17 protein-coding genes, 1 pseudogene and 1 riboswitch are annotated in these 21,215 nt (G+C 50.9%); of the genes and pseudogenes, 16 read left to right on the top strand and 2 right to left on the bottom strand.

Going from position 1 to position 21,215, the window contains the following annotated elements; translation table 11 throughout:
* Positions 1-81: 81 nt before the first annotated feature.
* The 9 genes and pseudogenes from secA2 to KNO71_RS02840 all read left to right on the top strand — a co-directional run bounded on the left by secA2 (position 82) and on the right by KNO71_RS02840 (position 10,728).
* Positions 82-2,448, top strand: coding sequence for an accessory Sec system translocase SecA2 (gene secA2, locus KNO71_RS02880; RefSeq protein ID WP_214687166.1), 2,367 nt, complete (start codon positions 82-84; stop codon positions 2,446-2,448).
* Positions 2,448-3,251 carry an SLAP domain-containing protein gene (locus KNO71_RS02875; RefSeq protein WP_214687165.1) on the top strand — a complete coding sequence of 268 codons (804 nt, stop codon included), beginning with the start codon at positions 2,448-2,450 and terminating at the stop codon, positions 3,249-3,251. Before secA2 ends, KNO71_RS02875 begins: the two co-directional genes overlap by 1 nt.
* Positions 3,252-3,588: 337 nt before the next feature.
* Positions 3,589-3,690 (top strand): annotated as a pseudogene (locus KNO71_RS02865) (transposase); the annotation flags it as partial.
* A complete protein-coding gene (locus tag KNO71_RS02860) occupies positions 3,662-4,771 on the top strand; it encodes an RNA-guided endonuclease InsQ/TnpB family protein (protein WP_251025553.1) in 1,110 nt (369 codons plus the stop codon). The pseudogene KNO71_RS02865 and the gene KNO71_RS02860, both read left to right, overlap by 29 nt.
* A gap of 194 nt (positions 4,772-4,965) precedes the next feature.
* The gene (locus KNO71_RS17590; RefSeq protein WP_251025521.1) at positions 4,966-5,382 is read left to right on the top strand and encodes a hypothetical protein; all 417 of its coding nucleotides are present in this window, start codon (positions 4,966-4,968) and stop codon (positions 5,380-5,382) included.
* Positions 5,327-7,258, top strand: coding sequence for an Ig-like domain-containing protein (locus KNO71_RS02855; protein WP_251031925.1), 1,932 nt, complete (start codon positions 5,327-5,329; stop codon positions 7,256-7,258). The genes KNO71_RS17590 and KNO71_RS02855 overlap by 56 nt, the downstream gene beginning before the upstream one ends.
* A 185-nt stretch (positions 7,259-7,443) precedes the next feature.
* Entirely contained in the window at positions 7,444-8,886 is a 1,443-nt protein-coding gene (locus KNO71_RS02850) for a carbon starvation CstA family protein (protein ID WP_078147282.1), read from the top strand.
* A gap of 95 nt (positions 8,887-8,981) precedes the next feature.
* Positions 8,982-9,653, top strand: coding sequence for a PAQR family membrane homeostasis protein TrhA (gene trhA / locus KNO71_RS02845; RefSeq protein ID WP_012726872.1), 672 nt, complete (start codon positions 8,982-8,984; stop codon positions 9,651-9,653).
* A gap of 157 nt (positions 9,654-9,810) precedes the next feature.
* Positions 9,811-10,728: a proline dehydrogenase family protein gene (locus tag KNO71_RS02840; RefSeq protein ID WP_078147281.1), complete on the top strand. Its 918-nt coding sequence runs from the start codon at positions 9,811-9,813 to the stop codon at positions 10,726-10,728.
* 226 nt (positions 10,729-10,954) lie between these two features.
* Here KNO71_RS02840 and KNO71_RS02835 read toward each other — a convergent pair whose 3' ends face one another.
* A complete protein-coding gene (locus tag KNO71_RS02835; protein WP_214687164.1) occupies positions 10,955-11,857 on the bottom strand; it encodes an SDR family oxidoreductase in 903 nt (300 codons plus the stop codon).
* Positions 11,858-12,071: 214 nt separating this feature from the next.
* On the opposite strand from KNO71_RS02835, the gene KNO71_RS02830 reads away from it, so the two are divergent.
* From KNO71_RS02830 to gcvH, 6 genes are all read left to right on the top strand, one after another.
* Positions 12,072-14,483: a 3-hydroxyacyl-CoA dehydrogenase/enoyl-CoA hydratase family protein gene (locus KNO71_RS02830; protein ID WP_214683893.1), complete on the top strand. Its 2,412-nt coding sequence runs from the start codon at positions 12,072-12,074 to the stop codon at positions 14,481-14,483.
* Between the two features lie 18 nt (positions 14,484-14,501).
* Positions 14,502-15,674, top strand: coding sequence for an acetyl-CoA C-acetyltransferase (locus KNO71_RS02825; RefSeq protein WP_012726865.1), 1,173 nt, complete (start codon positions 14,502-14,504; stop codon positions 15,672-15,674).
* A 13-nt stretch (positions 15,675-15,687) separates the two neighbouring features.
* The gene (locus KNO71_RS02820) at positions 15,688-17,472 is read left to right on the top strand and encodes an acyl-CoA dehydrogenase family protein (RefSeq protein ID WP_047795113.1); all 1,785 of its coding nucleotides are present in this window, start codon (positions 15,688-15,690) and stop codon (positions 17,470-17,472) included.
* An 89-nt stretch (positions 17,473-17,561) separates the two neighbouring features.
* Entirely contained in the window at positions 17,562-18,293 is a 732-nt protein-coding gene (locus tag KNO71_RS02815) for a hypothetical protein (protein ID WP_047795114.1), read from the top strand.
* Between the two features lie 47 nt (positions 18,294-18,340).
* A complete protein-coding gene (locus KNO71_RS02810) occupies positions 18,341-18,694 on the top strand; it encodes an arsenate reductase family protein (protein ID WP_078147276.1) in 354 nt (117 codons plus the stop codon).
* Positions 18,695-18,742: 48 nt separating this feature from the next.
* The gene (gene gcvH, locus KNO71_RS02805) at positions 18,743-19,126 is read left to right on the top strand and encodes a glycine cleavage system protein GcvH (protein ID WP_012726861.1); all 384 of its coding nucleotides are present in this window, start codon (positions 18,743-18,745) and stop codon (positions 19,124-19,126) included.
* Between the two features lie 38 nt (positions 19,127-19,164).
* Here gcvH and KNO71_RS02800 read toward each other — a convergent pair whose 3' ends face one another.
* Positions 19,165-20,220 (bottom strand): PTS sugar transporter subunit IIC, encoded by a 1,056-nt coding sequence (locus tag KNO71_RS02800; protein WP_251024865.1) that lies wholly within the window; start codon positions 20,218-20,220, stop codon positions 19,165-19,167.
* Positions 20,221-20,400: 180 nt separating this feature from the next.
* On the opposite strand from KNO71_RS02800, the gene KNO71_RS02795 reads away from it, so the two are divergent.
* Positions 20,401-20,658 carry a thioredoxin family protein gene (locus tag KNO71_RS02795; protein WP_078147274.1) on the top strand — a complete coding sequence of 86 codons (258 nt, stop codon included), beginning with the start codon at positions 20,401-20,403 and terminating at the stop codon, positions 20,656-20,658.
* Between the two features lie 450 nt (positions 20,659-21,108).
* Positions 21,109-21,215, top strand: a riboswitch (SAM riboswitch).

Raw genomic sequence — 21,215 nt, 5'->3', positions numbered from 1 at the left:
AAGTCTCCGAATTGGTTCGATTTTCGTTATAATAGACGAGTATGTAAGTGATGAATTGATAGAAAGATGGAGGCTATTAGTGTGATCCAATTTGTAAAACAGTTAACGAATGATCAAAGCCGGCGTTTGAAAGCGTACGAACGACGGGTCGCGCGTATTAATGAATTAGAGACAACGATGAAAGCCCTCTCGGATGACGAGATGCGTACATATACGGAGACGCTCAAAGCACGTCTCTTGGATGGAAAGAAAGTGGATGACATCGCGGAAGAAGGGTTCGCTCTCGTCCGCGAAGCGTCAGTCCGTGTGCTCGGCATGCGTCACTATGACGTGCAGCTCATCGGTGGGTTCGCCCTCCTCGAAGGGAACATCTCGGAGATGCCGACGGGGGAAGGGAAGACGCTCGTCGCCGCTTTGCCGAGTTACGTCAAGGCGCTCGAAGGAAAAGGCGTCCACGTCATCACGGTCAACGATTATTTGGCGAGACGTGATGCAGAACAGATCGGGAAGATTCACGACTTCCTTGGGTTGACGGTCGGCTTGAACGTCCCGGACATCGAAGCGGACGAGAAGCGTTCCGCATATCAGGCGGATATCACGTATGGGGTCGGGACAGAGTTCGGATTCGACTACTTGCGTGACAACCTTGTCCATAAGCCGGAAGAACGGGTCCAACGTCCTTTCCATTTCGCCATCGTCGATGAAGTCGACAGTATCTTGATCGATGAGGCGAAGACGCCGCTCATCATCGCGCAGAAGGACCGGTCACATATCCGCTTGAAACAGTTGGCGCAACAGATCATTTCTGAGTTCGAGGAGACCGACTACGAGGTCGACCTCGAGTCGAAATCTGCGACGTTCACGGAAGCAGGAATCGTCAAGATTGAAGAGCTGTTCGCCATCGATAACCTGTTCAGCGCTTCACACCAGGTGCTCTATCACTATCTCGTCCAGGCGCTCCGTGCGAACGTCTTGTTTGAGCTTGACGTCGACTATATCGTCCGTGAAGACAAGATCGAACTCATCGACTTGTTCACGGGACGCATCATGGAAGGTCGGAGCTTGTCAGAAGGGTTGCATCAGGCGCTCGAGGCGAAAGAAGGCGTCACCATCACCGAAGAGAACAAGACGACGGCGGAGATCACGATTCAGCACTATTTCCGCATGTATCCGCTCGTCGGTGGGATGACAGGGACGGCCCAGACGTCACGCCAAGAGTTCTTGAAGACGTACAACATGGACGTCGTCCAAGTGCCGACGAACCGCGAACGTCAACGTGTCGACCATCCGGACCGCATCTTCATGACGACCGAGCAAAAGTATGCGGCGGTCACTGAGAAAGTGGCAGAACTACATGCGACGGGACGTCCGGTCTTGATCGGGACGACCTCGATCGCACAATCGGAAGCCATCAGCAAGCATTTGAAGAAGAAGCGGATCGAGCATGACGTGTTGAACGCGAAGACGGTCGCTCAGGAAGCCGATATCATCGCGGACGCCGGTCAATTCGGCAAAGTGACGATTGCGACGAACATGGCCGGACGTGGAACGGACATCACGCTCGACGCAAAAGCGAAGGAAGCGGGCGGTCTCTTCGTCATCGGGACGGAGCGCCACGAGTCAAAACGTGTCGACAACCAGCTCCGCGGTCGTTCGGGGCGTCAAGGCGACCCGGGTGCGACCGAGTTCTTCGTCTCGCTCGAAGATGAGATCGTGAAACGTTATGCGGCGCAGAAACTAGAACGCGTGGAGAAGAAGTTGAAGCCGAGTGCGACAGGTGAGGTCTCAACGAAAGATGCGATCGAGATTATCGAATATGCGCAGACGACGATTGAAGGACTCGGCGTCTCGATTCGGGACTACTTGTTCAAACTCGATGACGTCTTGAACGAACAACGGAATATCATCTATACGATTCGTAACCAGGCCGTCAACGCCGATGCGGATGCCATCACGAAAAACGTCCTCGGCATGATGCGTCTCGCCCTCGAGAACAGCATCGACATGCATGTGTCGGATGAACTCGTACCTGAGGAATGGCCGATTGATGAGTTGAAAGAAGACTTGCGCTACTTGACGATGCAGGAGCCGACATGGGCAAAAGATATCGCCGATACGCGTGAATTGAAGGATGCTTTAAACGACTGGATGGAGACAATCATCGCTACGACGGCGTCACGCCTCGAACAGGACGACATCGTCCTCTTCGCCAAAGAGTCCCTTCTCCGTGCCGTCGACATGAAGTGGACGGATCATTTGACGACGATGAGCGGATTGAAAGAAGGGATCGGGCTTCGCAGCTACGGTCAGGAAGACCCGAGCCGTCAGTTCGGAAAAGAAGGACTAGAAATCTTCGAACAGACGTATATCAATATCGCACGGGATGTCACGACGGAACTATGCCAGCTCGACCGTTATTTCGCTGAGATGGCAGAGGAGGAAGTATAATGTTAGGATTTCGTAAACGTAAACAGATTGAGACAGGAAATAAAGAGGAAGGGCGCCAATTGACGCTCGTCATCGACGACGCGATGGGGATCCCGAAAGAGGACGAGTACGTCTTCCGTTATCATGCGAAACGACTTCCACCACTTCTCGATAATCAGCTCTCGATTGAGTTGTTGAATGTCGAGTCAATCGGGCATGACTTGTCGATCGTGGCGTTGTTCCGCAACACGCTTCCGAGCTCGTTCGAGATCAACGACTTACCGGTCCTCTTGTTGGACGCGAATAACGTCCCAATCGGACGGAAGGTCCTCGGACGTTCTGAATTGCCGAGCTTTGAGGCGTGGACGAGCAAACCGGTCTATTTGGACTTCTTCTTGGATGAGATGTTCGGGGAAGTGGAGTCGTACGACTCGCTCCGACTCGTCTTCCAAATGAACCCGATTGACCCGCTTCAGCCCGTGTCACCGGGAGAAGAGACGAAGTTCTCGACACGTGCATGGCAACAGCTCATGCGGACGAACATCTCGACGCCGCCAGTCGGGGAGAACGAGTTCAACTTGATGCTCGTATCGGTGGAGAAGGAAGAGACGAATGTCACGGCGACGATTCTCCTTCGCAACGGATACGACCGCTATTTGAACGTCGAGAAGCTCCCGCTTGAACTCGTGAGTGGGGAGGACGTGGTCGGCTTCACGATGATTCGTCTTGAAGAGCCAGTTCACGGGAAACATGCGTACCCGGTATCGGTCACATTTGAAGAAATTGAAGGCGATGGACCGTTCACTGTTCGCATCAAACAATGATAGGAGGATAGACCTAATTTTTGTAAAGGAAATTAGGTCTATTTCTATACAAAAATTTAACTAAATCAGGCGAGAATTCTCCCTCCTCCAAGCGTCTCGGGGCGAAGCCTAGCGTAGGTGGGAGATGAATCGCCCGGTCCAAACGTCTTTTCCCCCTGTGACAGATGTGACGAACAAAAGTTCGTGATTCCGTCAGATTCTCCCTCCCCTTCCGCGGGTATCGGACGAGGAGGACACATCACGATCTTCTGGAGGGAGGAGGGACGGACATGCTGAAAGGCTATAAATACAGGCTCCACCCGACGCCGGCACAGGCCGAGTTCCTCATCTTCAACATTTGCCGAGTCTCTGGACACGATCCTATTTCGTCTCCACCGCTGGAAATGTATCGAGCGAAACGATTAAACGTTATGTCGAACAACAAAAAACAAGGGGGTGACACCGTGTCTCAGACGCTGACAGTTAACATTAAACTGAAGCCGACAAAAGAACAGGAAGTTGTTTTAAAAAGCATGGCAGAAACATATATCGAGACGGTCAATCAACTTATCTCTGATATGGTGGATGCTAAAGCGATGCTCAAATTGACAAGTAAAAGTGTTTGCGCTCATCTGCCTAGTGCCGTCAAGAACCAGGTCATCAAAGATGCCCAGAGTGTCTTCCGGAAAGTGAAGAAGTCGACATACAAGGTCGTCCCTGTCCTGAAGAAATCTTATTGCACATGGAACAACCAGAACTATTCGTTTGACTTCGAGTCAATCTCTCTTCCGATCATGGTAGATGGAAAAGCAAAGAAAACACCAATTAGAGCAGAAATGGTCGACAAACACAATCGCAACTTCTCGCTTCTGAATAACAAGCTGGGTACGCTTCGTATCACGAAGAAGTCAAATAAATGGATGGCTCAAATCGCCGTCACAATCCCCACGACGGAGAAGACCGGTACGAAGGTTCTTGGTGTCGACCTCGGTCTAAAAGTCCCGGCGGTCGCATCGACCGATTGCGACAAGGTAAGATTCTTTGGGAACGGTCGTGAAAACAAGTACATGAAACGCAAGTTTCGTGCGAAACGGAAAGAACTCGGTCAAAAGAAGAAGCTGAACGCAATCAAGGAACTGGACAACAAGGAACAGCGTTGGATGAAAGACAAGGATCACAAGGTAAGCCGTGAAATCGTCGACTTCGCAAAAGAGAACAATATTTCTGTCATTCGCCTAGAGAAGCTAGCGAATATCCGACAGACGGCAAGAACAAGCCGTAAAAACAATAAGAATCTGCATACATGGTCGTTCTATCGCTTGGCATTATTTATCGAGTACAAGGCAAAACTAGAAGGGATCAAGGTCGAGCATGTCGACCCGGCACACACATCTCAGACATGTCCCTCTTGTGGCGAAAGAAACAAGGCGAAAGACCGGACTTATGTCTGTAAATGCGGATTTAAGAAACATCGAGATGTAGTCGGTGCGATGAATATCCGAAACGCACCTGTGGTTGATGGTAAAAGTCAATCAGCCTGAGAATCTATATGATCTGTCTCAGGAGGGGTGATGGCACACCCTCATCTGGAGGTTTGAGCAAAACAGAAATGGACTGCGCTCGCACAAGCACTTCAGAATCCCACTCATCCCGAAGGGTGAGCTTGCGGCTTTAGCCGTGGGAGTGTCAAGTCCGTGAGAGCCAAGTCGATAAAAATGAAGCGTTCGAACATCCGATGTACAAGGCGATGGCGGCACTCAACTACGATGCCGTCACACTCGGGAACCATGAATTTAACTTCGGTCTCGCATTCTTATACAACGCGATGGAAGGGTCGAAAGGGAAACTGCGTTTCGTCAACTCGAACGTCAAAGATTTAGAAGGTCACCCGATTGTCTCGAAGTTCAACGTGGATGGACAAGAGGTCCAAATCATCGAACGAACGGTCACAGACTTGGATGGGGAAACACATACGATCAAGATCGGTGTGTTCGGAGTCGTCCCTCCGAAAATCATGTCATGGGATTCGGGGAACCTTCAAGGTCGTGTGACGGCAGAGGATATCATCCCGTCCGCACGTGAAGCTGTTCAAAAAATTGAAAGACCGGGGAGCGGACGTCGTCGTCGCCCTCGCGCACTCAGGCATCGGTGACAGTGCGACACTTGCAGATGAACAACTCGACATGGTCATGACGGGGCACCAACACGGTCGCTTCCCGGATGCGAAAGGCATGTTCGCTTCGTTCCCGAACGTCGATATGACAAAAGGGACGATCAATGGCAAGCCGGTCGTCATGGCGAACAACCAAGGGAAGGACCTCGGCGTCATCGACTTCGAGCTTGAACTCGTAGATGGCAAGTGGCAGATTCTTGACGCATCGGCCGCACTCGACTCGGTGACAGCAGATACGGCGGTCGATCCAACGATTCAAGATGATATCCAGAGCTACTTCGCACTCGTCCGTGATGATGCATCGGTTCAGTTCGTGACGAACGCACAGAAGTGGTATGTCGAGAAAGAGCTTGAAACGAACCCGGAACTTTCTGCATATAAAGAGTTGCCACTCTTGTCAGCAGGCGCACCGTTCAAAGCGGGTGGACGTGAATTGACAGATGCAAGCTACTATACGAATATCCCGAAAGGGCAAATCGCTTTGAAAAACGTCGCGGACCTTTACGTGTATCCGAACACGCTCGAAGTCGTCAAAGTGACAGGAAAAGATGTCATGGATTGGCTCGAGATGTCAGCGGGTGCGTTTGACCAAATCGAAGAAGATGGCGAAAACTTGCTCAATCTTCAATTCCGTAGCTATAACTTCGATATTCTCGACGGTTTGACGTATGAGATCGATGTCACAGGTCCTGCGAAGTTCGATGTCGGCGGAAAGCTCGTCAACGAAAACGCGAATCGCGTGAAGAACGTCGAGTACAATGGACAACCGATCAAGATGGACCAAGAGTTCTTAGTCGCGACGAACAACTATCGCGCAGGTTCTTCATCGTTCCCAGGCCTTGGTGGCGGGAAGAACATCGTCTATCGCTCAGCGTATGAGACACGTAACGTCATCTCGGACTACATTGTCGAAAGTAAAGACAAGTTGGACTACAAAGCCGACAACAACTGGAAGATTGTCGCAGACGCGAAGCGATCGGTGACATTTGAGACAGCGGATGCAGGGAAGCAGTACTTGAACCTTTACGAAGGAATCGAAGCGACGGACGCGACCCGTCAAGATGCGGCAGGTCGTCTCTTCCGCACTTATACGACGGAGCTCGAGGCAGTACCAGTTGATTTGACGCTCTCGGTCGATGTCATCAAACCAGGTGCGAAAGTCGTGACCGGGAAGACGGCGCCAAATGCGAACGTGACATTAAAAGATGGCCAAACGGTTCTCGCCACGACGACAGCCGATGCAGAAGGCATGTACCGTTTGACGGTCAAACCGCTCAAACTCCGTCAGTCATTGACGATTGAAAGCGAATTGAACGGGAAGACGATGACGGAAACGAAAGTCGTCGGAGACGGATTTGTCGGAGCGCCTGCCATCTCGAAACGTTTGACGTATGCCAATACGCCAGTACTGAAGGGAACGTCTTCGCCAGGTGCGAAAATGGTGTTGAAGCGGGACGGAAAACGAATCGCCTATGCGACGGCAGACGAATCTGGTAAATTCGAATTCACGAAGCGTGCTGGTTTCGTTGCGGCAAGCTATGAAATCGAAGCGAAAGATGTTTCTGGTAAAGTGGTTGAATCCGAGTCATTTGTGATTGAGAAACCTAAGATGGTGACGCCGAAGAACACGAAAGGCGTGAAAGCGGGTACGCGTGCCTTGATCGGGAAAACGACACCAGGCGCGACGGTCCTCTTGAAAGACGCCAAAGGCAAGCAAGTCGCAAAAGTGAAGGCGAGCTGGGCTGGTACGTATACGTTCACATTCAAAAAAGGCCTTGCGAAAGGGACGTACAAAGTCATCGCGAGTGACTACGATGGTTCTGGCGCAAAACAATCAACTTTCAACTTGAAATAAGTACAGAACGACGTCCGAATCGGGCGTCGTTTTTTGTCGAATAAAAGTGTCTAAAATGTGAATGAAAGCCCTTACATTATCATCTAGTCTTATGTATAATCAAACATGTAATCGGTTACATGACACGTGTAAACCGAAGAGCCGATGGGGTTCGGCTACATATGTACGGAAAAGGGGACTGACAGATGATTACATTCTTCGTCGCACTCGCACTACTTTTGGTCGGGTATTTGGTATATGGTCGTTACGTCGAGAAGACGTTCGGCATCAAGGAAGAGCGGACGACTCCTGCCTATGCGTCTCAGGACGGCATCGACTACGTGCCGATGGGCAAAAAACGGAACTCGATGATTCAATTGCTCAATATCGCTGGTGTCGGACCGATCTTTGGACCGATCATGGGGGCGCTCTACGGACCGGTCGCCTTCCTTTGGATCGTCTTCGGATCGATCTTTGCCGGTGCGGTTCATGACTATTTGACAGGAATGATTTCCCTTCGAAACAACGGGGCACACTTGCCACAACTAGCGGAGAAGTTCCTCGGACGTTCGCTCCGCCATATCGTCAACGGGTTTGCACTCTTACTCTTACTTCTTGTCGGGACGGTGTTCGTCACGTCACCGAGTAACATGATCAACAACTTGTTCGATGGGAACGCATCGACGCTCACCATCGTCATTTTCGCAGTGTTCGCTTACTACATCTTGGCGACGCTTCTCCCGGTCGATAAGATCATCGGGCGTATCTACCCGTTCTTCGGGGCATTACTCGTCATCAGTGCCATCGGGATCGCGGTCAGCTTGTTCGCGCAAGGATACAAGATTCCAGAGATGACATTGACAAACATGCATCCGGACGGCTTACCAATCTGGCCGCTCCTCTTCTTCACGATCTCGTGTGGGGCGCTCTCTGGTTTCCATGCGACACAGTCACCGATCATTTCGCGGACGACGATGAAAGAAAGCAACGGTCGTGAAATCTTCTACGGCATGATGATCGCCGAAGCGGTCATCGCGATGATTTGGGCTGGAGCGGCGATGGCCATCTTTGAGCCGGGTGAATTACTTGGACTCATCAGTGCGGGCACTCCGGCACTCGTCGTGCAAGAAGTGGCGACACTCATGCTCGGCAGCATCGGCGGCACGCTCGCGATTCTCGGAGTCATCGTCTTACCGATCACGTCAGGCGATACGGCATTCCGTAGCGCCCGAATGATTATCGCGGACTACATGTCGATCGCACAGAAGAAGTTCTCGTCACGTCTTTGGATCGCACTTCCACTTTTCGCGATCTCATACGTGCTCACGAACATGGACTTCCAAATGCTTTGGCAATACTTCAACTGGGCGAACCAGACGACGGCGGTCATCGCACTGTTCGTCGGGGCGATGTACCTTTACATTAAAGGGCGCAATCACTATATCGCGCTCCTTCCGGGGACGTTCATGTTGTATGCGGTTTGGTTCTACATCTTGACGGCGCCAATCGGCTTCAAGCTGGACGGAGTTCTTCCGTACGTCATCTCGACACTCGGCACGTTGACGCTTCTCGTCTTGTTCCACAAACGGGCACGCGCGATGCGAGCAGCACAAATGGAATGTGACGTTCCGGTGAAAGAAGTCGCATAATCTCGACACGGGCTAATCGGTAGCCCGTGTTTTTGATTGTGTTTAAATCGGGAAATGTCCATACTAGAAAGAACAGTTACGGAAGGTGGGAGCACATGAAACAAGAACAACTCAAAGAGATGCTCCATGCCGACACGCTCGGGGAAGAGATTGCGAGCGCGGTCACGCACGGCCTGGGAGTCATCTTCAGCATCGTCGCCCTCGTCCTGCTCGTCATGAGCGCGACAGAGAGTGGGAGCACATGGAACGTCACCGCGGTCAGTGTGTTCGGGGCATCGATGATTTTACTCTATCTCTTCTCGACGCTCATGCACGCCATTCCGCATCCACGGGCGAAGCGGGTGTTGCAAGTGTTCGACCATGCGGGGATTTACTTACTCATCGCCGGAAGTTATACGCCATTCGCCCTCGTGACCCTTCACGGGACGCTCGGCTGGACGTTATTCGGGATCGTGTGGGGTGTGGCAATTCTCGGGATTGTGTGGAAACTATTTTCGACCGGAAAGTACATGTGGGTGTCCAATGTGACATACCTCGCACTTGGCTGGATCTGCATCATCGCCATCCGTCCGTTGTATGAATCACTCGGTCATCAAGGGTTCATGCTTCTTCTCGCAGGAGGGATCGCCTATTCGGTCGGTATCGTGTTTTACGTGTGGCAAAAACTGCCGTTCAACCATGCCATTTGGCACTTGTTCGTCCTAGCGGGAAGCGTGTTCATCTTCCTCAGTATTTTACTCTATGTCGCACCTTCGACAAGCCTATAAGACAGCCGTCCTACGGGACGTCTGTCTTTTTTGAAAAGTTGGGAAGAAAGTGCTGCAAACGGTTACAAAAATACAGACGAAATGACGTTTGTGTGTCATAATAATTGCAGACATCATCATAGAGATAGATGGGTGTAAAAGTAAGGGGGAAAATCAGATGGAAAAAGTGTTGCGCGATGGATTTATCTACATGTCACAAAACAAAACACTCAACAGTTTGGCAAAGAAATATGGCCTACGATTTGGTGCATCACGCTTTGTAGCAGGGGAAGACTTTAAGGCTTCTGTCCCGACGATTCGCGAATTGAACGCGAAAGGGTTGTCGGTCACGGTCGATCATCTCGGGGAATTTATTAAGACGGTCGAAGAGGCGAATACGAATCGCGACGAGATCATGCGTGCGATTGAAATTATGGCAGAAGAGCAATTAGACGCCTATATGTCACTCAAGCTGACGTCACTCGGATTCGATATCTCGGACGAGTTGATTGAAGACAACATGCGTCAAATTTTGACGGTCGCACAACGAGTCGGGGTCTTTGTGGCCATCGATATGGAAGATGAGCAGCGTTGTGAAAAGACGCTCGAATTGTTCAAAAAGCTGAAAGCTGAATTCGACGGTCTCGGAACGGTCATCCAGTCGTACTTGTACCGCTCGGAAGATGACATCAATCATCTTGCGCCGCTCAAGCCGAACCTCCGCATTGTCAAAGGGGCATATAAAGAGCCGGCGACGGTCGCGTTCCCTGAAAAAGAGGACGTGGACCATAACTACGTGAAGCTCGTCAAACTCCATCTTGCGAACGGGAACTACGCATCCATCGCGACACACGATGACCATATGATTGACGCCATCATCGAGCACGTCAAAGAGAACAACATTCCACTCGACCAGTTCGAGTTCCAGATGTTATACGGCATCCGCGTCGAGCGTCAACTCGAGCTCGTGCGCCAAGGATACAAAGTCCGTGTCTACGTGCCATACGGTCGTGACTGGTACGGTTACTTCATGCGCCGTCTCGCAGAGCGCCCGGCAAACGTGGCGTTCGTGTTAAAGGGAATGGTGAAGAAATAAAATGAGCACGAACATTCGTCGAGGATGTTCGTGCTTTTTGATGTATGGATAACGTCGATACATTCGGTCTTCTATGTAGCGGAGGTGTTACGATTTCTTGTTCTCGTCCTCACTTACCCAAAAATCTGGACCGATTTGATCGGACAGCCAAAAGAAAAGTTCTTGATGTTCTTCTGGATGAACTGCACAAAAAGAAGACTCAGCTACGAACTGAGTCTTCGAACAATTATCCATTAATCACGGTTCCACCATTTACGTGGATGACTTGACCACTGACGTATGTCGAATCATCGCTTGCGAGATAGACATACGCCGGTGCGAGTTCGGCCGGTTGCCCCGGTCGTTTCATCTCTGCTGAATCGCCGAACGATTTCACCTTCTCCGCGTCAAACGTTGACGGGATGAGCGGTGTCCAAATCGGTCCCGGGGCGACCCCGTTGACGCGAATCTTCTTGTCCGCCAAGTTTTTGGCGAGCGAGCGGGTGAATGCCGTGATGGCACCTTTCGTCGATGCATAGTCAATCAATTGGTCGTTTCCTTCATAGGCTGTGATCGAGGTCGTATTGATGATGCTCGCTCCTTCTTTTAAGTAGGGGAGCGCTGCTTTCGTTAAGTAGAACATGCTGAAGATATTCGTGCGGAACGTCTTCTCGAGTTGATCGTCTGATATATCGAGGAGCGACTCCTGTGGATGTTGTTCGGCAGCGTTATTGACGAGGATGTCAATCCGACCGAACGTCTCGAGCGTCTCTTCAACGACTCGTTGACAGAAAGAAGATTCGCCGAGGTCGCCTTGAAGCAAGAGACAGGCTTGACCTAAGTCCTCAATCCGTTCTTTCGTCGCTTCCGCGTCCTCGAGTTCGTTTTGGTCTTTATAGACGATGACGGAGTTCGCACCTTCGTGGGCGAAAAAGATGGCGACCGACTTTCCAATTCCGGAATCCCCACCGGTGATGATGGCGACCTTATCTTTTAACTTGTCACTACCTTTATAATCTTCCCGTTCATAGATCGGGAAAGGCTCCATCTTCGAATCGATTCCCGGTTGGTGTGCCTGTTCTTGGGCTTTCTTCTTAAACGACTCAAAGTCCTTTCGGCTACCGACAGTGTTTAAACGATTATCATGCATGTATACATTCCCCTTTCTGAATTTGACTCTTTTTGTCTATACCACACCCATTGAAAACTAATCGCTCATTCAAAAAATGGAATGAAATTGAAAAATGAACGCTTGCGAATGAATGTTCATTCATTTATGATAGAAGAGTAAACACGATGGTGATTGCGATTTTTTTTACGCGTGAAATGAATCACTATTCATTCTCATTTTAGGGGGGAACACTATGACGAGTCACATCGAACAATCAACCGACCTCCGTTTGACGAACTCAATTCGTTTTGCGGTCGTCATCGGTTCAGGAGTAATGGGGGCGGGGATTGCGGCTCACTTGGCGAACGCGGGGATTCGTTCGCTCATGCTCGACATCGTACCACGTGAATTGACATCTAAAGAGGAAGCGAAAGGGTTGACGCTGGAGTCACCAGAAGTACGCAATCGCATCGCCTCAGAAAACCGTCAAAAACTACTGAAACAAAATCCAGCACCACTTGCGACAGCCGATCATCTCAACTTCATCGAAGTCGGGAACTTAGAAGATGACTTAGAGCGTTTGAAAGAAGCGGATTGGGTCATCGAAGTCGTCGTCGAACGTCTCGATGTGAAGCAACAACTCTTCGAGAAGATTGCACCTTACATCCGTGAAGATGCGATTCTCAGCTCGAACACGTCAGGGATTTCCATCGAAGCGATGGCAAGTGCCCTTCCGGAAGGATTGAAATCACGCTTCCTCGGGACACACTTCTTCAACCCACCACGTTACTTGAAGTTGCTCGAACTCATCCCGACGGAGAAGACAGCCCGTCCGGTCATCGACTTCATGTCACGTTTCGCAGAAGACCGTCTCGGCAAAGGTGTCGTCGAAGCAAAAGACACACCGAACTTCATCGGGAACCGGATTGGGACATATGGTCTTCTCGTCACGTTTGAAGAGATGCTCAAACAAAACGCTTCAATCGGAGAGATGGACTCGATCACAGGTCCACTCATCGGTCGTCCGAAATCGGCGACATTCCGCACACTCGATGTCGTCGGAATCGACACGTTCGTCCACGTGGCGGGTAACGTCTACGAGACGCTCGAAGCTGGGGAAGAGAAGGACGCGTTCGACGTCCCTTCAGAAATGAAGCAACTCGTCGAAAAAGGCTGGATCGGACAAAAGGCCGGTCAAGGCTTCTATAAGAAAGAAGGCAAGGTCATCCAGGAGTTGAACCTTCAGACGTTCGAATACGAACAATTGAAAGCGATTACAGGTCCTGAGCTCGATCAAATCAAGTCACTTCCAGGCTCAAAAGCGAAATTGAAAGGTGCCATCTTGAACAAAGGTCGCGTCGGACAATTGCTCTGGCCAATCACGGCGAAGACGCTCGCTTACTCGGCACGTCTCACTGGTGAGATTGCCGATACGATCGTTGCGATTGACGATGCGATGAAGTGGGGCTTTGGTTGGAAATTCGGACCGTTCGAGATGTGGGATGCCCTCGGTGTGGAGAAATCAGTCGAGCGTATGAAAGCGGAAGGCTATGACGTCCCGGCATGGATCGATGAGATGCTTGCTGCAGGCAACACGTCATTCTATAAGGGAGACCAGTATTACGATAAAGCGTCGAAGGCGTATGTCGAGAAGACCGTCAACCCGAAAGAATTGAAACTCAAGCCGCTCGCAAAATCAAACGGCATCATCCTAGAGAACGGTGGGGCACGCCTCGTCGATATCGGCGATGACGTCGTCGCACTCGAATTCACATCACCAAACAACGCGATCGGTGTCGACATCATGCAGATGATCGAACAGTCGATCGACCGCGTCGAGCAAGACTTCAAAGGAATGGTCCTCGCCAACGATGGCAAGAACTTCTGTGTCGGAGCCAACCTTGCGATGATGCTCATGGAAGCAGAAGACGAGAACTGGTTCGAACTCGATTGGATCATCAACAAGTTCCAACAAGTCGTTCAAAAGATTCGTTATTCAAGTCGCCCGGTCGTTGCCGCACCATACGGCATGACGCTCGGTGGTGGTACGGAAATCAGCTTACCGGCAGCCCGTATGCAAGCCGCGCTTGAGACATATATGGGTCTCGTCGAAGTCGGTGTCGGCCTCATCCCTGGTGGAGGCGGAAACGTCAACACGTACCGTCGTCTCCTTGAGCAGACACCAAAATCGATGCAAAACATCGAGAAGGCTGCGCAACAGACATTTGAGAACATTGCGATGGCGAAAGTATCGAAGTCGGCATTTGATGCGAAGACACTCGGTTACCACCGTGCGGTCGATGGCATCTCGATGAACCGTGACCACTTGACGTTCGATGCGAAACAGACGGTCCTTGAACTGGCTGACGGGTACACGGCACCGGTTCGTGAAAAGTTACCGGTCGTCGGTCAAACAGGGAAAGCGACGCTCGAACTCGCGGCGTATGAAATGTTCTACGGCGGTTATATTTCAGAGCATGATTTGAAGATTGCGAAGAAACTCGCGCACGTCATCAGTGGTGGCGATTTGGCATACGGTACGCTCGTCGATGAACAGTATTTCCTCGACATCGAGCGTGAAGCCTTCTTGAGCCTCATCGGGGAGCCGAAGTCACAACAACGGATGCAACATATGCTCGTGAAAGGCAAACCACTACGGAACTGATAAAGGGGGACAAAACAGATGAGGGAAGCAGTCATCGTAGCCGGCGCACGGACGCCGGTCGGAAAAGCAAAACGCGGTTCGTTCCGTAACGTACGTTCGGACGAGCTCGCGGGATATGCCATCAAGGCAACGCTTGAGCGTTCAGGATATAAAGGCCCGATTGATGACGTCATCATGGGTTGTGCGATGCCAGAAGCGGAGCAAGGGATGAACATCGCTCGCTATGCGGCGGTCCGGGGGGGACTGTCGCACGAAGTTCCAGCGATCACCATCAACCGCTACTGCTCGTCAGGTCTTCAAGCCATCGCGGATGCGGCGGCGAAAATCATGATCGGTCAAGCGACGGCCATCATCGCCGGCGGTATGGAGTCGATGAGCCAAGTGCCGATGGGTGGTCACGTCATCCGTCCAAACCCACACATCATGGAGACGGCACCAGAGTACTACATGAGCATGGGACATACGGCAGAACGTGTCGCAGCTGAATACAACATCTCGCGCGAAGACCAAGATGCATTTGCTATCAACAGTCACCAAAAGGCGGCGGCAGCCATCGCAGGTGGCAAGTTCCAGGAAGAAATCGTTCCTGTGACGGTCATCGAGCACGTACTCGGTGAAGACGGGAAAGTCGCGGAAGTGGAGAAAGTCGTCAAGCATGACGAAGGTGTCCGTGCCGATTCAACAATCGAAGCGCTCGGTAAACTTCGCCCGGCTTTCAAAATCAAAGGATCGGTCACGGCGGGTAACGCTTCACAAGTATCCGACGGAGCAGCAGCAGTTCTCGTCATGGACCGTGAAGAAGCAGAACGCCAAGGATTGCAACCGATGGCCAAGTTCCTCTCGTTCGCGGTCGGCGGTGTCCGTCCGGAAGTGATGGGAATCGGACCAGTCGTCGCCATTCCGAAAGCACTCGAGATGGCTGGCGTGAAGTTAGAAGAAGTCGGATTGTTCGAGTTGAACGAAGCGTTCGCGAGCCAGTCACTCGGTGTCATCCGTGAACTCGGCATCGATCCATCGAAAGTGAACGTGAACGGCGGCGCTATCGCCCTCGGTCACCCACTCGGATGTACGGGAGCAAAACTTTCAGTCTCGATCTTGCACGAAATGAAACGACGCAATGAGAAGTATGGGGTTGTCACGATGTGTATCGGCGGCGGAATGGGCGCGGCTGGTGTCTTCGAATTACTATAAGGGGGAATCGGATATGGAACGTACAGAACATGAATTGATTAAAGGCGGTAGCTTTGTCATTGACGCACTCGACGCAGAGCGTCTCTTCACACCAGAGGATTTCTCAGATGAGCATAAGATGATTGGGGACACGACGGCAGGATTCGTCGATGACCGCGTCATGCCAGTCCTCGAGCGTATCGAGAAACACGAGTTCGACCTCTCTGTCGAATTGTTGAAAGAAGCGGGCGAGCTCGGTCTTCTCGGAGCAGACGTTCCAGAAGAGTACGGCGGTTACCAACTCGATAAAATCTCATCTTCGATCATCACGGAGCGCTTCGCGAAAGCACGTTCGTTCGCGCTCAGCTACGGCGCACACGTCGGGATCGGGACGCTTCCAATCGTCTTCTTCGGATCAGAAGAGCAAAAACACAAGTATTTGCCAAAACTCGCGACAGGTGAATGGATCGCGGCTTACGCCCTCACGGAGCCAGGCTCAGGTTCTGACGCCCTCGGTGCGAAAACGACAGCTGTCTTGAACGAGGCGGGCACGCACTACGTCTTGAACGGTGAGAAACAATGGATCACAAACGCCGGCTTCGCGAACGTGTTCGTCGTATACGCAAAAATCGATGGCGACAAGTTCAGTGCCTTCATCGTCGAGCGTGACTTCAAAGGAGTCTCAACAGGCGCAGAAGAACAGAAGATGGGAATCAAGGGCTCGTCGACACGTACGCTCATCCTTGAAGACGTCGAAGTACCAGTCGACAACCTTCTCGGTGAAATCGGAAAAGGTCACGTCATCGCCTTCAACATCTTGAACGTCGGTCGTTACAAACTCGCAGTCGGAGCAGTCGGTTCTTCAAAACGTGCATTCGACCTCTCGGTTCAATACGCGAACGAGCGTAAACAGTTCAAGACACCGATCAGCCAATTCCCACTCATCCAAGAGAAATTGGCGACGATGGCAGCGAACATCTATGCGATGGAAAGTTCAGTCTATCGTACAGGTGGTTTGTTCCAGGACAGCTTGGACGCACTCGGTGATGAGAACATGCGCGACGGATCAAAAGTCGCACAAGCAATCGCAGAATATGCGATCGAATGCTCACTCAACAAAGTATTCGCTTCTGAAACGTTCGACTACGTTGTCGACGAAGCGGTCCAGATTCACGGTGGATACGGATTCATGGCAGAATATGAAGTCGAGAACCTCTATCGTGACTCGCGAATCAACCGCATCTTCGAAGGAACGAACGAGATCAACCGTTTGATCGTCCCAGGTACGCTCCTCAAGAAAGCGATGAAAGGTGAATTGCCGCTCCTCGCAGAAGCGCAAAAACTTCAAAAAGAGCTCATGAGCTACATGCCACAAGAATTGGACGGCTCACCACTCGCTCGCGAGAAGATGCTCCTTTCGAACATGAAGAAAATCAACTTGATGGTCGCGGGTACAGCTGTCCAAAAGTATCAACAAGACCTTCAAAACGAACAAGAAATCTTGGCGAAGATTGCAGACATGATCAGTGCGATCTATGCGCTTGAAGCAGCCATCGCTCGTACAGACAAAGCGATTGGACGCACAGGCGAAGAGAAGAACACGCTCAAAGTCCGCTATACAGAAATCTTTGCGGAGCAAGTGTTCAAGCAAGTCGAACTCATGGCGAAAGAAGTATTGTACGCAGCGGCGTCTGGTGACGAGCAACGTATGCTTCTCTCGGCAATGAAGAAGTTCAGCCGCTATCAGCCAATCAATGTAATCGGCACGAAGCGCGAAGTCGCAGCGAGCCTCATCAAAGCGAACAAGTTTATCGTCTAATCAAATGGACAGAAAGGGTGGACCGGACGCGGTCAACCCTTTCTTTTTTTGAGCTCTGCCACGTACAATAGAGACGAGGGGGAGAGACGATGACAAAACGAGATGTATTACTCGACCGGATGGAACGCATTGGACGGTCCGTTGCCGAAAAGGACGGGACGCTCATGCTGCTCGCATTGGGTTCGATTGGACAAGAGACGGAGCGGTTGGATGAGTATTCGGACCTCGATTTCTTTTTGATTGTCGAGGATGGGCAGAAGGCGCGCTTTATCGACCGACTCGACTGGCTCGAGGTCGAACCGCTTCACTATCAGTTCCAAAACACGAAGGACGGGCATAAGATCATGTACCATGATGGCATTTATGGTGAGTTCGCCGTCTTCGAACTGCATGAACTGGCGACCATCGCCTATACGCCAGGACGTGTCGTCTGGCGACGGGACGAGGCGCTCGAAGTATTTGCGACACCACGCCTCGAAATCACACGTGAATCAGCGGATTATTATTATGAAGAGGCGTTGACGAACCTATATGTCGGCTTACTTCGGGAACGTCGGGGCGAGATGCTCGCCGGATTCGAACTCGTCCAAGTCGCGGCCGTTCAAAACGTCTTGAAGGCGCTCGGCGGACAAGGAGATCCGTTCAATCCGACACGCCGGGTCGAGTCGAGACAGCCGGAGATGATTCCCTTCTTGTCAGATGGGGTAAAAGGATACGGCAGGTCAATCGAGGCGGCAGCAGCGATCTTACGGTTGATCGAAGCGAGGCACGAAGTGAACCCGACGATGAAGCGAGAGATTGAACGGTTGCTTGAGAGGTGAATTGATTTCTCGGAATATGCTACATTGAGAATAGAGGTGATGAACAGATGGTGACACTATACGGCTATCCACCATGCAGTACATGTAAAAAGGCAGAAAAATGGTTGAAGGAACAAGGCATCGAGTATACATACGTTCATATCGTCGAATCGACGCCGACGAAAGCGGAACTCGCCGAACTGTGGAAACAATCAGGTCTACCACTCAAGAAGTTCTTCAATACGAGCGGGCAAGTCTATCGGAACGAAGGCATCAAAGACAAACTGCCAAATCTATCAGAAGACGAACAACTCGAGCTATTAGCAAGCAATGGTATGCTTTTGAAGCGACCAATCGTCACAAATGGTGAAAAAACGACCGTCGGATTTTCAGAAAAGTCCTTTACGGACGTTTGGGGCTAAGTGCTATAATACAGATGTGAGTCTAATTTATTTGAGGGGGAAGTTAGGATGAGCAAAGTACCAGCAAATTTACGTTATTCAAAAGAACATGAGTGGGTAGAAGTAAACGGAACGAAAGCCCGCATCGGCATCACGGATTTCGCACAAAGCGAACTAGGGGATATCGTGTTTGTCGAACTCCCAGAAGTCGATGGTACGATTTTGCTCGACGAGCCATTCGGTTCAGTCGAATCAGTGAAAACGGTCTCTGAGTTGTATGCACCAGTATCAGGTCGCATCACAGCAGTGAACGAGGACCTCGCGGATTCTCCAGAACTCGTCAACGAGTCACCGTTTGAAAACGCATGGATGATCGAAGTCGAGTTGACGGAAGAGTCAGACCTCGACAAGCTCATGTCTGCAGAAGAATACGAAGCGATGATTCAAGGATAATCAAAACTGGCCTCTCCAATGGAGAAGCCGGCTTTTTTTTACTCGAAATCGAGTCGGTAATGATCAGATTTGACGAGAGTCGCCCGTTCAAACACGCGATAGAAGAAGATTCCGAGTGCGACGGGAATCAGACCGAACAAGACGATGACGAGCAGGACGTTGAAGAGAGCGAATCCACCCGGCATGAGATGAAGGGCGTTCACTGGACCGATGAGTCCTGACACCCCGAACCCGGCGCTGATTGGCGTTCCCTCAATTTTTAGGATTCCAGCGAGCGCACCGAGAATCGCCGCATTTGCCAAAATGGGAAGCATCATGATGGGGCGTCGGACAAAGTTCGCCATCTGAATCTTCGGAGAACCGAGGAAATGGGCAATCGATGTGCCGGTCGCGTTCGCCTGCCATCCGGCGATCGCGAGACCGAATCCGGCTGCAACGACTCCGAGGTTCGCCGCACCCGCCGCGACACCGGACAGGCTGATGGCCGTCGCAATCCCGACGGTCGAGATCGGCGAAACGATGATGAGCGAGAACGCCATGGCGATCAGGATCCCCATGAGGACCGGTTGCAGGTCAGTCATGGTCATGATGAGTAGACCGATATACGTCGTGATTTGGGAGATGTACGTCAACAAGAAGGTACCGATGCCTCCTGCGACGACAATGATGGTCATCGGCATAACAATGACCGTATACGTCTTCAAGTGGGGAGCGAGCTTCATGACAAGAAGTGTAGCGATTGCAGCGGTCACACCGGCTGTGATCACATCCCCGATGCCCGCCATCACGAACGCACCTTCGTCGATTCGAACGGCACCGCTACCGACATACGTTGCAATCGCGATCGTCCCGGCTTCGAGAATCGATCGTCCGAACTGCATGGCGACCGCTAGCCCGATAATGGCTGGCAGAAGCCGCATCGCAATCGTCGTCGCATCCAATATGAATTGAAGAGACGGAAAATACGGAAGTATGGCTTTCGTTAATTCACCGAGTAGTGCGCTCGGGATAAGGGCGATCAGAATCGCCATGCTGAGACCGTTTAAGACGTTCATCGTGAACTGTTTCATCGTACCTGTTGTTGGTTCCGTCATCATTCATTCACCTGTCCTTCTTCTTTGCTGTTATGTACAAAAGCGATAAAGTTAGAACCCATATTATTCCTCTCACCAGAAAGAGTCAAGAGAATCATTGAAAAATTCTGAATTTTTACGAGAGCACGATTTTTGAACGGGAATCCATCGCCCCTTATAATGACAAGAGAGGTGAGAAGAATGATTACAGACGGATTCTTATATATATACGCCCCGATGTGTGGTACATGCGCTGTGGCGGAAAAAATGTTGACGGTCGTCGAAGCGGTCGACCCTGAAATTAAAATCGAAAAGCGAGATGCGAACTATATCCCAAAAGAGCTAGAAGCCTACCAAGTGATGAGCGTACCCGCCCTGTTGAAGCTTGAAAATGGCGAGGTTCAAGATCGATTGTACGCGTTTCAAAATGTGCAACATGTCCTCTCTTTCGTGAAGTGAGAGAGGAACATTAGAATAATCTGAAAATTTTAAATAATCAGTTGACACAGAAAGTTCACGAATGGTATATTCATTACAACATCTTACTTGAACACAAAATAGGACGCGATATTCCCGATATCAAGACGTTTTGGCGAAGCCGCTGCTACCTTTATACGAATACACGTCAGTCTTCCCTTCGATTGTCCCCCAAAAAAATCAAGCGAAGACAGACGTTCCGTATAATCGCACGGTCCAAGCTAAGATCGAGTGATGATTGGTGAATCTCCCCCATATAAGGATGTAAATCTTGAACGGGCAAAAGATTTTCATCTATGGGCTGTCCTTCCGTGACTCAAGGTGCTACGTTCTGTGTCGTCCTCGGACGGCACCTTTTTTTAATTTTTTTGAATAAAGGATTTGACAGCAGAAAAAGCTGTCGCTATGATAAAGCTAATCGAATACACAACACTCTTATCAAGAGAGGCTGAGGGACTGGCCCTATGACGCCCAGCAACCGCGGAGCAATCCGAAATGGTGCTAATTCCAGCAAGGTGAGAAACCTTGACAGATGAGAG

Source organism: Exiguobacterium sp. s163, assembly GCF_018617135.1.
GTDB classification, from domain to species: Bacteria; Bacillota; Bacilli; order Exiguobacteriales; family Exiguobacteriaceae; genus Exiguobacterium; species Exiguobacterium profundum.
The sequence above is the reverse complement of the archived record's forward strand: the minus strand, read 5'-3'. Positions and strand labels throughout refer to the sequence as shown.